Annotated in this window: 13 protein-coding genes; 5 read left to right on the top strand and 8 right to left on the bottom strand. The window is 68.5% G+C overall.

What is annotated here, in order from left to right:
• Positions 1-227, bottom strand: a 227-nt coding sequence (locus tag Q1N79_RS00100) for an AbrB/MazE/SpoVT family DNA-binding domain-containing protein (RefSeq protein ID WP_300602517.1), incomplete at its 3' end; no start/stop codon positions are given.
• Positions 228-372: 145 nt separating this feature from the next.
• Between Q1N79_RS00100 and Q1N79_RS00095 the strand changes: the two genes are divergently transcribed.
• Both Q1N79_RS00095 and Q1N79_RS00090 read left to right on the top strand, forming a co-directional pair.
• Positions 373-639: a hypothetical protein gene (locus Q1N79_RS00095; RefSeq protein ID WP_300602515.1), complete on the top strand. Its 267-nt coding sequence runs from the start codon at positions 373-375 to the stop codon at positions 637-639.
• A complete protein-coding gene (locus tag Q1N79_RS00090) occupies positions 636-1,043 on the top strand; it encodes a type II toxin-antitoxin system PemK/MazF family toxin (protein WP_300602512.1) in 408 nt (135 codons plus the stop codon). Before Q1N79_RS00095 ends, Q1N79_RS00090 begins: the two co-directional genes overlap by 4 nt.
• Here the strand turns inward: Q1N79_RS00090 and Q1N79_RS00085 are convergent.
• On the bottom strand, positions 1,040-2,104 hold the full coding sequence (locus tag Q1N79_RS00085) for a maleylacetate reductase (protein WP_300602509.1): 1,065 nt from the start codon (positions 2,102-2,104) through the stop codon (positions 1,040-1,042). The two genes, Q1N79_RS00090 and Q1N79_RS00085, sit on opposite strands and share 4 nt — an antisense overlap.
• 192 nt (positions 2,105-2,296) lie before the next feature.
• Between Q1N79_RS00085 and Q1N79_RS00080 the strand changes: the two genes are divergently transcribed.
• The 3 genes from Q1N79_RS00080 (at position 2,297) to Q1N79_RS00070 (ending at position 6,379) form a co-directional block, all read left to right on the top strand.
• A complete protein-coding gene (locus tag Q1N79_RS00080) occupies positions 2,297-3,958 on the top strand; it encodes a hypothetical protein (RefSeq protein ID WP_300602506.1) in 1,662 nt (553 codons plus the stop codon).
• 247 nt (positions 3,959-4,205) lie between these two features.
• A complete protein-coding gene (locus tag Q1N79_RS00075) occupies positions 4,206-5,411 on the top strand; it encodes a glycosyltransferase (protein ID WP_300602504.1) in 1,206 nt (401 codons plus the stop codon).
• 152 nt (positions 5,412-5,563) lie between these two features.
• Positions 5,564-6,379, top strand: a complete 816-nt coding sequence (locus tag Q1N79_RS00070) for a glycoside hydrolase family 26 protein (RefSeq protein WP_300602501.1) — start codon at positions 5,564-5,566, stop codon at positions 6,377-6,379.
• Between the two features lie 167 nt (positions 6,380-6,546).
• On the opposite strand, the gene mftD is transcribed toward Q1N79_RS00070, so the two are convergent.
• The 6 genes from mftD to Q1N79_RS00040 all read right to left on the bottom strand — a co-directional run bounded on the left by mftD (position 6,547) and on the right by Q1N79_RS00040 (position 11,205).
• A complete protein-coding gene (gene mftD, locus Q1N79_RS00065; RefSeq protein ID WP_300602499.1) occupies positions 6,547-7,719 on the bottom strand; it encodes a pre-mycofactocin synthase MftD in 1,173 nt (390 codons plus the stop codon).
• Between the two features lie 51 nt (positions 7,720-7,770).
• On the bottom strand, positions 7,771-8,085 hold the full coding sequence (locus Q1N79_RS00060) for a putative quinol monooxygenase (RefSeq protein ID WP_300602496.1): 315 nt from the start codon (positions 8,083-8,085) through the stop codon (positions 7,771-7,773).
• A gap of 12 nt (positions 8,086-8,097) precedes the next feature.
• Positions 8,098-8,943 carry a VWA domain-containing protein gene (locus tag Q1N79_RS00055; protein ID WP_300602493.1) on the bottom strand — a complete coding sequence of 282 codons (846 nt, stop codon included), beginning with the start codon at positions 8,941-8,943 and terminating at the stop codon, positions 8,098-8,100.
• Between the two features lie 156 nt (positions 8,944-9,099).
• Entirely contained in the window at positions 9,100-10,047 is a 948-nt protein-coding gene (locus tag Q1N79_RS00050; protein WP_300602490.1) for a MoxR family ATPase, read from the bottom strand.
• Entirely contained in the window at positions 10,044-10,352 is a 309-nt protein-coding gene (locus tag Q1N79_RS00045) for an SDR family oxidoreductase (protein WP_300602487.1), read from the bottom strand. The genes Q1N79_RS00050 and Q1N79_RS00045 overlap by 4 nt, the downstream gene beginning before the upstream one ends.
• Positions 10,353-10,371: 19 nt before the next feature.
• Positions 10,372-11,205, bottom strand: a complete 834-nt coding sequence (locus Q1N79_RS00040; RefSeq protein ID WP_300602485.1) for a mycofactocin-coupled SDR family oxidoreductase — start codon at positions 11,203-11,205, stop codon at positions 10,372-10,374.
• Positions 11,206-11,307: the final 102 nt, after the last annotated feature.

Raw genomic sequence — 11,307 nt, 5'->3', positions numbered from 1 at the left:
TGGTCGGCATCGCGGAGCGTCCGGATGAGATCGTCGCTCACGGTGACATCGGCGGCCGGGATAACGAGCAAGCCGTCCTCGTCCGTTAGGTAGTCGTTGGCCAGCGGCTCGATATGCAGCCCGGCGCCGTCCGGGGTCACTTCGACCTCGCCAGGCACTAGGCCCAGGCTGTCCCGCAGGACCTTCGGAATAACCAGCCGGCCTGCCTTGTCGATGGCTGCATGCATACCATAGAGGGTACCATTGAAATGGATAGAACGGAGCGTGAAAAGATCCGGCAGACCGTACCGTCATGGCGCAAGTTCCGTTCCCTGTTCCCGAGCGCCGCGGCGGCGAGCAGGGTCATATACGCTATTGACGTATACTTCTTTCATGGCTATGACGACCATACGCGTAGAAACTGAGCTGCGGGACCGGCTCGCCGCGCAGGCCGCGGCGAACGGCCGGAGCCTGGGCGCTGAGCTGCGGGCGATGATGGACGAGATGATGTGGCAGGGCATCGAAGCCGGCTACCGCAGGCTGGCTGCGAGCCGGGAGGAGATGGCGGCGTATCAGGCCGAAGCCGCCGAGTGGACATCGGCGGGCCTCGGTGACCTAGCCTCCACCGCCGCCGACGAGTACCCGGAATACAACTCGTGACCAGCGGCGAGGTACTGCTGTGCGACCTTAGTCCGGTAGCCGGGCGGGAACAGGGCGGCATCCGTCCGGTCGTGGTGGTGTCGCACCACCGGTACTCGGTGATTCCCGGGCTGTTCCTCGCGGTGCCGCTCACCAGCCGGGACCGCGGCCTCGCTCATCACATCGAGGTCCCAGCGGACCACCGAACCGGCCTGAAGCAGATCTCCTATGCGATGACCGAGCAGGTCCGCGCCATGTCCGACCAGCGAGCCGGGCGGCCGCTAGGCAAGGTCAGCGACGAAACGCTGACAGCGATCAGCCGCTACCTGCACCTCTTCATCGTCTTAGCGGCTCGCCGCGGCCTACCAGGCGCAGGTGAACGGCGCCTGGTCCGGGTGGACCTCCCTGGGCACGGCTTAGCTTAGCTCTTTTCCCTTGGGTCAGCGCCTGACCAGGCGGCGCGGAGCAGGCGGCGCAGGTCCTGCCCGGTCACCGGGCGCGGGTTGGTCGGCGGCACGGCCGGCAGGATCGCTTCGGCCGCCGCGGGAATGGCGTCCTCGGTGAAGCCGTAGTCGGCCAGCGCGCGGGGAGCGTCCAGCTCGCGCCGCAGGTCCTGCAGGCCGTCGATCGCCCGGCTGGCGCCGAACGCCTGCGCCATCCGCCGCTCGGCTTCGGGGGCGGCGGGCGCGTTGAAGGCGAGCACGTAGGGGAGGACGACCGCGTGCGTCTGGGCGTGCGGCAGGTTGTACGCGCCGCCGAGCACGTGGCAGATCTTGTGATGCAGCCCCGAACCCGCCGACGCGAACGCGGTCGCGGACAGGTAGGCCGCGTACAGGGCGTGCTCGCGGCCGTCCAGGTCGAACGGGTCCGCGACGACCCGTGGCAGGCCTTCGGCCAGCGAGCGGATGCCCTCGGCGGCGAACGCGGCGTTAATCGGGTCCGCGTTCGGCGCCCACATCGAGTCGACGCAGTGCGCGAGCGCGTTCAGGCCCGACGCCACGCTCATCGGGACGGGCAGGGACAGGGTCAGCGCGGCGTCGTAGACGATGACCTTCGGGAGCACGACGGGGTCGATGCCCGTGGTCTTGCGCGCGCCCTCGGTCAGGCCCCACACCGGGGTCGCCTCGGACCCGGCGTAGGTGGTGGGCACCGCGACGACCGGCAGGCCGGTGGTCATCGCGACCGCCTTGGCCAGGCCGGTCGTCGACCCGCCGCCGACGCTGACGAGGACGTCCGCGTTCGCTGTCGCCGCGGCCTCGCGGGCGTGCTCGGCGACAGGGACCGGGACGTGCATCACCACGTCGTCGTGCCAGATCGCGATCGGCAGGCTCTTCGTGATCCCCTCGGCGAGGTCCTTTTCGGCCTCGGCGGCGATCACCATGACCCGCGACGTGTTGAGGTTGGCTATCTCGCGCTGCAGGCTCGCGGCGGCCTCGCCTGATCCGAAGCAGACCCGCTGCGGCAGGTTGTCGTGGACGAAACGCATGTGCTCTATCTTCCGCTGCCGGCCCGGCCGGGTCCACGCCCCGCTAGCTGCCGCGTGCGCGCCGCGCTGGCATCGCTCACAACCGGACTTTTCCTGACACGATCCGCATAACCGGGTTCGCGGGCGTCGAGATCACACATCCTTGTGTATAGGCGATGCCTGCGATGCCACAGCTGAGCCAGCGATGATCTCATGTCACAGGGGGTGGTAAGGCTGCGGGTCGACCGTGAGCAGCCGGCCTCTCCCGCTTACACCGGCCCGCGCACCGGCGCGCAGCTTGCCGGGCTCGGGCATCTGCGGACCGTCGCGGGTGAGCAGGCCGAGGCGACCGCTTTGGGTATCGCGCCCAAGGTCAGGCTGCCGCCATGGGTCACCGGTGAGCTGCCGCTTCCGGCTCGCGAGCCGCGCGGCTGGCTGGCCACCCGCCTGCCGTGGCAGCTCTTCGTGATCCTGCTCGTTCAGGCCGGGCTTTCGCTGCGGCTCGTCTGGAGCAACACGGCATTTCAGGACGAGGCGCTGTATATATGGGCCGGGCGCCTGGAATGGTCGCATTGGCTGCGCGGCACGCCGGTCCCTGACTTCCCCTCGTACTTCTCAGGCGCGCCTGTCGTTTACCCGCCGCTGGCGGCGCTGGCGGCTGTCGACGGCCTCGCCGGCGCCCGGATCCTGTCGCTTTGCTTCATGCTGGCGGCGACGTGCTGCCTGTACGGCACCGGCGGCCGGCTCTATGGCCGGATGGCCGGCATCGGCGGCGCCGCCCTGTTCGCCGTCTTCGGCATGACGCAGGTGCTCGGGGCGTTCGCCACCTACGATGCCATGGCCTTGTTCCTGCTGGCGGCCGCGAGCTGGCTGACTGTCCGCGCATCGGGACGCGTTGGCGAGTTCCTGCTGATCCTCGCCGCGGTGCTGATCGTGCTCGCCGACGCGGCGAAATACGCGGCGGTGTTGTGGGACCCTGTTGTTTTCGCGCTAGCGGGCCTGGTGGCTCGCGGCGGCGTTCGCCGGGGGATCTTCCGCGGCCTCCGCCTTACCGGATACGTGGCGATCCTGCTGGCCTGCGCACTGCACGTCGCCGGATCCCAGTACGTGCACGGCATCATGTTCACGACCGTCGCCAGGAAGCTGCCGTCGAACTCCACCCCGGAAGCCGTCTTGCTGATGTCCTGGGGCTGGCTGGGCGCGCTGGTGGTGATCGCCGCACTCGGTACCTTCCTTTCGCTGAGCGATGGCAGGCGCAGGTTCACCCTCGCGGCAGTGCTGCTGGCCGCCGCCGCGCTGGCACCGCTGGAGCAGGCCAGGATCGCCACCACGACGTCCCTGCACAAGCACGTGGTTTTCGGCGCGTGGTTCGCCTGCATCATCGGCGGGTACGCGATCCAGCGCATGTCGCGGATCGATGTCAAGCCGGCCTGGGCCGCGGCGATGACCGCGCTCGCGGCGGTCGTCCTGGTCATTCCCGGGCAATCCCAGGCGGACTTCCTTTACGCGACGTGGCCTTCGTTCAGCAAGACGATGCCGGCCATGGCCGCCGCCATCTCCGCGGACGGCTGCCCGTGCCTTATGTACGCGACGAGCGTTTCGCAATATTACCTGCAGCTCAGCGCCACGCAGGTGACCTCTCCGGCGACCGCGGCTCTCGACGGGCTGACCGGACTGGCGGCGGCGTCGGACGGGATCGCCCGGGGCTATTACGGCGTGGTCGAGATAGACGCTAATGACCTGCTCGCGCCGCAGGACTACGACATCGTCAGAGCTGCCCTTCAGCACTCTTTGTATTACCGGCGGGTGTCCGTTGTCCCGTGGCCCGGGCATGCGGCGACGCCAAGCGAAGTATGGGAAAGGGTGATCCCGTGAGCACTTTCATTCACATTGAGCTCGGTGTCCTGGGATTCTGGACGGCCGTCGCCGTCGTCGTCTGCATGGCGATCCGTTTCGGCTGGCGCCGCGGCCGGAAGGCGGGTGACGTGTGACGCAAATCCCGCGTGTCACGTTCCGCGTTTTCTGGCGCGTCCCCTTGTTCCTACTCGCGGTCACGCTGGTGGTATTCACGGAGGCGGTCCGCAGGGCGATTATCCCTGAGCACGGCACAATGCAGATAGCCGTGATCGCTGTCTGGATCCTGATCTTCGGCTACAACCTGGCTATCTATGCGCTGGCGTGGCTGGAGAGGCCTTACACGGTGACGCCGCGGCAGCAGGGCGTTCTGGACAGCCTGTGGGTCACCGTGGTCATTCCCGTCTTCAACGAGGATCCGGCCGCGCTTGACCTGTGTATCCGCGCGGTCATGGAGCAGGAACGCCTTCCGCAAGAGGTTGTCGTCATCGACGACGGGTCGACGGTCGCTTACCCAGGGGTGCGCACGTACTGGGGGCAGATGAGGCCATACGGCGTGCGCTTTCACTGGCTCCGCCAGCCGAATTCCGGCAAGCGGCACGCCCAGGCGATAGCGTTCAGGAATAGCACGTACGCGCACATTTTCGTGACGCTGGACTCAGACACCGTCCTCGAACGCCGGGCGATCGGCGAAGGCCTGAAGCCGTTCGTCGACCGGAGAGTGACCTCCGTGGCCGGGATCGAGATGGGCCTGAACATGAAGCGGAACTGGCTTACCCGCATTGCCGCGTGCCGCCAGCTCATCTGGCAGGTGACCGTGTGCGCGGCGCAGTCCGTGCGCGGGCAGGTGCTGGTCAACCGCGGGACTTTCGCGCTGTACCGGGGCGACGTCGTGCGACGGTACCTGACGGCTTATGAGTCGGAGACGTTCTTCGGCCGTCCGGTCAGCATGTCAGACGACTCCTATCTCACGCTCTTCAGCCTGCTCGAAGGACGGACGGTTCAGCAGCCGACGGCGGTGCAGTTCACGCTTTTCCCTGAGAACCTCTCCCACCACATGCGCCAGTGGATGCGGTGGATGAGAGGATCGACCGTCCGCAGCATCTGGCGGATCAGGTACCTGCCGGTGGCCTCCCTGGGCTGGCTTTTCACGGTGGCCTCCGTATGGTCGCTCTTCGTCTCGACGACCATGGTGATCGTGAGCCTGGCGTACTGGCACGCCGGGCTGCACGTGATACCGCTGATGCTCTGGTCGGCGGCCACCTTCGCTTACGCGGGTTCCATGCGGATATTTCAGTACCGGCGCAGCGACGACAGCATGGCCGATCTTCTTGACACGTTCTGCGCCAGCATATTGGCGGTCGCCTGGTCAATGACATTTCTCAAGATACTTCGCCTGTACGGCATATTCACGTGCAAGAAGGCGGCAGCGGGATGGGGCACCCGGCAGCAGAAGGCAGAGGTCGCGGTATGAGCGGCATGCGGAGCGGCATGCGCCGGGCCATTTGCGTCCTGGCGATAGCCACGGCGGCAGTGCTTCCCGTGAGCGCGTGCAGTGCCGTCAGCCAAGTCGCGGACAAGGCCGCGGCTCAAGCGGACCCGAGGTCGATGCCGGCGATTGCCCAGATGCAGCTGGGGAAAAAGATCATCGGTTACACGACACCCAATTTCCCGCACGACGTGGCGACGTTCCGGCAGCTGGAGAAGGAAACGGGAATACCTGCCGAGATCGCGTCGTGGTATACGCCGATGACGCTGGCCTTCCATCCGGCCACGGTGGCCAAGATCAGCGCGCAGGGGGTCCTGCCCCTCGTGCAGATCGACTCCGACACCATTCCGCTGACGCAGATCACGGCCGGCAAGTGGGACAAGCATTTCATTGCTTACGCGCGCGCGGTGGCCGCCTACTCCTCGCCGATAGCCATCGACTTCGATCACGAGTTCAACGGCCCCTGGTGGTACTGGGGTTATACGCACACGTCCGCGGCGACGTTCGTGGCCGCGTGGCGCCGCATCGTGACGATCTTCAGGGAGAACGGTGCCAGGAATGTGCTCTGGATATGGAATCCGAACGTCTCGCTGCCCAGTACCACCGCGCTTAAGCCGTGGTATCCGGGAAACCAGTACGTGACGTATGTGGGGCTCGACGGGTACTTCCTCACTGTCACGGACACGTTCAGCTCGGTGTTCGACCGGACGATCAGCCAGCTGAGCGCCTTCACTGACAAGAGCATCCTCATCACGGAAACCGGCGCGAACCCCGGGCGAGAGCGCGTCCCGCAGATCGACAGCCTGTTCCACGGCCTGGAGACGACGCCGAAGATCATCGGCTTCATCTGGTTCGACTACAACAAGTACGCCGGCCATGACTGGCTCCTGCAAGGCGACGCGAACGCGCTCGCGGCCTTCCACGCGGACGCGGTGAAGTACCAGAAATCCTGAGTGAGCGCCTACGGGGGCAGGGCGGTTATCGGGAAGGCTTTTCGGAGCTGGGGGGCCGAGGATCTTTCCCGTTCCCTCGTCGGCGGCGCCGGGACGAGGGCGGTGCGGGAATGGTGGTACCAGCGGGGCTGGGGTTGCCTGCGAGGCGGGCCCGGGCCGGGCCTCGCTCAGCCGCCGAGGCGGCGGGTGAAGCCGGGCGGGATGACCAGGTCGTCGGGCGACAGCTCGGAGATCGACGAGCGGCCGAGGCCGAGCAGGCAGGCGTCGATGCCGCTGCGCATCAGGTCGAGGACGTTCTCCACGCCGGCCTGGCCGGCCGCGGCGAGACCCCACAGGTAGGCGCGCCCGATCAGCACCGCGCGGGCGCCCAGCGCGAGGGCCTTGACCACGTCGCCGCCGCGCCGGACGCCGCCGTCGAGCAGCACCTCCACCTGGTCACCGACCGCGTGCGCGATGTCGGGCAGCAGCCGGATCGTGGCCGGCGTGCCGTCCAGGTTGTTGCCGCCGTGGTTGGAGACCGAGATCGCGGTCACCCCCGCGTCGACGGCGCGCTTGGCGTCGTCGATCCTAGTCACGCCCTTGAGCATGAACGGGCCGCCCCACTGCTCGCGCAGCCAGGCCACGTCGTCCCAGGACGGCGGGGTCGTGCCCATCCACTGCCCGTAGGCGCCGAAGAACGTCGGCGTCGGCCCGCCGTCGGCCGGCAGGTTCGGCACGGTCAGGTCGGGGAACTTCCCCGTCCTGGCCCACTCGAGGAACCAGGCCGGGCGGGCCAGCCCTTCCGGCGCCATGCGGAGCATCTCGCGCAGCGTCATCTTCTCCGGGATGTGCGGGCTGCCCCAGTCCCTGCCGAACGAGAACGACCAGTCAAGCGTGGCGATCAGCCCGACCGCGCCGGCCTTGCGGGCCCGGTCCATCCGCGCCGCCAGGTCATCGCGCGAGCCTACCCAGTACATCTGGAAGAACGTCCGCGGGTTCGCCGCCACGACCTCCTCGATCGGCTTGCTCGCGAACGACGAAAGGCTCATCACGGTGCCGCGGGCGGCGGCGGCCCGCGCGACCGCGACCTCGCCGTCCGGGTGCACGGCCTGCACCCCGGTCGGCGAGATCACCACGGGCAGTGAAATCGGCTGGCCCAGCACGGTCGTGGCCATCTGCCGCGCGGCAGGCAGCCCCGCGACATGCGGCGCGAACCCCAGCTCGGAGAACGCCGCCACGTTGTCGCGGCTGGTCACGCCCGCCTCGGCGCCGGCCACCAGCGCGCCGTACACCGACTTGGGCAGCCGCCTCCTGGCGCGCCGCTGCGCGACCGCGACGGTCTCGAACCACTTGTTAGCCATAACCTCATCACGACCCTTTTGCCAAATTCCGAAACCGCGCGGGACGCGGGCTTACAGCGCGCCCTTGCCCGCCAGCCCCGCCGGGTGCGGGGCGAGCGCCTGCACATCCAGGGGACCGGCAAGCTTGCCCTCCAGGGCGGCCCGCAGGTCCGCGAGGCCGGCGCCCTTGATGTGGGTTTCCACCGCGTCCTGCGACGCGTACTTCTCGATCATGACTAGGCGGCCGTCTTGCCCCTCGTGCAGCGCGTAGAGCTCACAGCCAGGCTCCTCGCTGTGCACCTGGGCGATGGCGGCCTCGAAGGCCGCGATGACTTCGGCCTTGTGCTCGGGGGCCGGGAACGCGGTGGCGACGATGATGACGCTCATGGGGCTCCGTTTCTATCTGCTGAAGAACGAACTGAGGGCGGGTGCTACATCCCGGTAGGTGCGGACCTTCCGGAGCCGGCCGCGGCCTAGCCGGGCGAGGTCGCGGGCCAGGTCGGGATCCTGCTCGCCGGTCGTGTCGAGCAGGACGTCCAGCCTTGGCAGCCGCGCCGCGAACGGCCGGGGGTCGGGACCGGCGTTATGGACGCAGTCTGACAGCAGCAGCACCCTCGCGTCACGAGCCGGGACCCTGGCGAGCTCGCGCCGCGCCACTTGCAGCGGGAACGCCAGATTCGTCAGCCCGCGCGCTGGTATCGCCGCGATCGACGCCGCCAGTTCCTGCGGCGCGACCCGGCGCCCGAGGCGCGCCAGCACCGCCGCGTCCGACCAGAACGCGATCACCGCGAGGTCGTCGCGCGCCAGCTCCGCCGCGAGCGCGCCGACCGTAGCCGCCGCTGTCCGCACCCGCTCTCCCCGCATCGACCCGGAAACATCGACAAGCAGTGCTACCGAACGACGGGTCGCGACTGCCTCGCGCACCACGATGTCCTCGTCTTCTGGCACCGGGTGCTCCGCGAGCTGCTCCACCGTCCGGTCCATGTCGATGTCGTCAGAACCGCCCCGGTAGGGGACGCTCGCGAGCTCGCCTGCGCCACGGCGCGCGGTCAGGTCGCGCCGCGCCCGCGGCACCGCCAGCCGCGCGGCGATCTCCCGCGCCCGGCGCAGCGTCTCCGGATCCGGAACGGCGGCCGGATCGGTGATCGCGGCCAGCGTTCCCTCCTCCTCGTCGGTCGTGGCGGGCCCGCCGCTGCCCGCCGCCTGGGGATTCCTCCCGCTGCCTGGATGCCCGCCGCTCAGCACCGTCCCTGAGCCGCTGCCCGGCGAGACGTCGAGCAGCGTCGGCTCCCCGGTCAGCTCCTTCGGCTTGCGGCGCAGCGGCCGAAGGCCCCTGGCCGGATCGCGGCGCGCTGACGCCTGTCCAGGCCGGCGGACGGGGGAGTCCGCCGCTACGGCTCTTCAACCAGGGGCCGCCGCCGCCGGCCCGAGCAGGAAGTGGTCTTCCCAGATCTGCCGCAGTACCTGCTCGGGGGCGGCGTCGACGGTCTCGTCGAGGAAGATCCGGCCGGAGAGCGCGACCACCATCGCGTCGTAGACCACGTCACGGTAGCGGGTTTCGTCTAGGACAGTCGCCACGGTCCGTTCGGGATAGAGCTTGAGAAGCTCACCGGTTACCAGCGTCAGGTCGATCGCGCCGCGGACGCTGCTGCCCTGCCTGATGTCCTCGTGCGAGCGGGTGGCCCTGGTCAGCGCCACCGCGTCCGCGACGAGCCGGTCATAGACGGCGGGCTTGAGCTCGGACAGCGGCGCGCGCAGCGCCACGATGCCCCGCTCGGCCTGCTCGTCCTGGTACGTGATCGCCAGCCGGCACAGCCGGTCGTGCACGGAGGTGGACAGCCGGGTCGTGCCGATGTTGTCGTAGGGGTTCATCGACGCGATGACCCGGAACGTGTCCCTGGCGACCACCTCACCGGCCCTGGGGACGGCGATGCGGCGTTCGGCCATCGCGGTGAGCAGGGTGTTCAGGCTGTCCTCGGGCGCCCGGTTGAACTCTTCTATGTAGAGGAACCCGCCGTTGCGCATCGCCTCGACCAGCGGCCCGTCGACGAAGTTGTCCGCGCTGTAGTCCTCGCGCAGCACCCGGGCCGGGTTGTGGTGCCCGACCAGCTTCGCCGGCGTCAGGTCCGCGTTGCCCTCGACGAACACGAGCGGGATGCCCCACTCGGCGGTGATCGCCCGCAGCAGGGTCGACTTGCTGGTGCCGGGCGGGCCCTCCAGGATGATGTCGCGGCCCGCCGCGACGGCCGCGAGCACAAGGTCGAGCTCCCGTTCCCGGCCCACCACGCGGGCGCGGACCCGGTCTCGGACGTGTGCCAGCGCGCCCAGGCCGCCGCGGCGCTCGCTCATCGGATCGTGTTCCCGGCGTCGACCGTGAACTCAAGCCCGGTCACGTACCGGGCCTCGTCGGAGGCGAGGAACAGCACCGCGTTGCTGATGTCCCGCGGCTGCGTGGTCTCCACGGGCAGCGTGTTCATGAAGATCGGGCCGAGGTCCGGGTCCCTGCCGAGCAGCGACTCCAGCCCGCCGAGCCCCAGGATGTCGACGGCGATGATGCCGGCGCCCTCTTCGGCGAGCCGGATCGCGTGACTGCGGCCCTGGCCGCGTCCCGCGCCGGTGATGAAGGCGACCTTGCCTGCTACTCGTCCTGCCATGATGTTCGTCGTTCTCCTTTTACCTGATGAAAGCGCCCGCGTCGACTGGCAGGGTCACGCCGGTGATGTAGCGGGCTTCGTCCGAGGCGAGGAAGAGCACCGCGTTGCTGATGTCGACGGGCTCCACCCACGGGATCGGCAGCGCGTTCAGCGCCTGGAAGACCGGTGCCGCGGACTCCCGGGTCGGGTGCGGGTTGTCGGGCTGGAACAGGCCCCAGACCTGCTCGTTCTGGATCATGATCGTGTTCACCGTGGTCGGGTGGACGCTGTTGACCCGGATGTTGTACTGGGCGAACTCGTTCGCCAGCGACCGCATGATGCCGACGACACCGTGCTTGGCGGTGTTGTAGTGGATGGAGTTGCCGAGCGCCTTGAGGCCGGCCAGCGAGCTCGTCATGATGATCGACCCGCCGTTGTTGGCGATCAGGTGCGGCAGTGCGACCTTGGCGGTGTTCCAGACACCGGTCAGGTTGATGTCGATCGTCTCCTGCCAGCCTGCGTCGTCGAGCTCGAGCGCGGGGCTGGTCTGGAAGATGCCGGCATTGGCGCAGACGATGTCCAGCCTGCCGAGCTGGGCGACGCCGTCGTCGAGCGCCTGCCTGAGTCCTGTGGTGTCCCTGACATCGGCCTTGTGCGCGACGATGCGCCGGTCGAGCGCCTCGACCTCCTTGACGGTCTCGGCCAGGTCCTCCTCGGTGGCGGGCGGGTATCCCGTCACGGACTTGACCGGCCCGGCGATGTCGATCGCGATGATGTCGGCGCCCTCCTGGGCCAGCCGGATCGCGTGGCTGCGGCCCTGGCTGCGCGCCGCGCCGGTGATGAAGGCGACCTTGCCTGCTACTCGTCCTGGCATGTGACAGCTCCCTTGCTGCTGCGGCTATTACGTCAGTGGGTGACGTAATAGATCACATGCTAATGTCAGACACTGACACAAACAATTGCTTGTGACGCAGGT

Source organism: Trebonia sp. (assembly GCF_030042015.1).
In the GTDB taxonomy this organism is placed as follows: domain Bacteria; phylum Actinomycetota; class Actinomycetes; order Streptosporangiales; family Streptosporangiaceae; genus Trebonia.
Note: the sequence above shows the minus strand (reverse complement) of the source record. Positions and strands in the feature narration are given on the sequence as shown.

Excerpts from the sequence above, each read along its gene's own strand:
- Q1N79_RS00085 (WP_300602509.1), bottom strand. The coding sequence starts at position 2,104 with ATGCGTTTCGTCCACGACAACCTGCCGCAGCGGGTCTGCTTCGGATCA.
- mftD (WP_300602499.1), bottom strand. The coding sequence starts at position 7,719 with ATGGCTAACAAGTGGTTCGAGACCGTCGCGGTCGCGCAGCGGCGCGCC.
- Q1N79_RS00060 (WP_300602496.1), bottom strand. The coding sequence starts at position 8,085 with ATGAGCGTCATCATCGTCGCCACCGCGTTCCCGGCCCCCGAGCACAAG.
- Q1N79_RS00045 (WP_300602487.1), bottom strand. The coding sequence starts at position 10,352 with ATGGCAGGACGAGTAGCAGGCAAGGTCGCCTTCATCACCGGCGCGGGA.
- Q1N79_RS00050 (WP_300602490.1), bottom strand. The coding sequence starts at position 10,047 with ATGAGCGAGCGCCGCGGCGGCCTGGGCGCGCTGGCACACGTCCGAGAC.
- Q1N79_RS00080 (WP_300602506.1), top strand. The coding sequence starts at position 2,297 with ATGTCACAGGGGGTGGTAAGGCTGCGGGTCGACCGTGAGCAGCCGGCC.
- Q1N79_RS00070 (WP_300602501.1), top strand. The coding sequence starts at position 5,564 with ATGCAGCTGGGGAAAAAGATCATCGGTTACACGACACCCAATTTCCCG.
- Q1N79_RS00040 (WP_300602485.1), bottom strand. The coding sequence starts at position 11,205 with ATGCCAGGACGAGTAGCAGGCAAGGTCGCCTTCATCACCGGCGCGGCG.
- Q1N79_RS00095 (WP_300602515.1), top strand. The coding sequence starts at position 373 with ATGGCTATGACGACCATACGCGTAGAAACTGAGCTGCGGGACCGGCTC.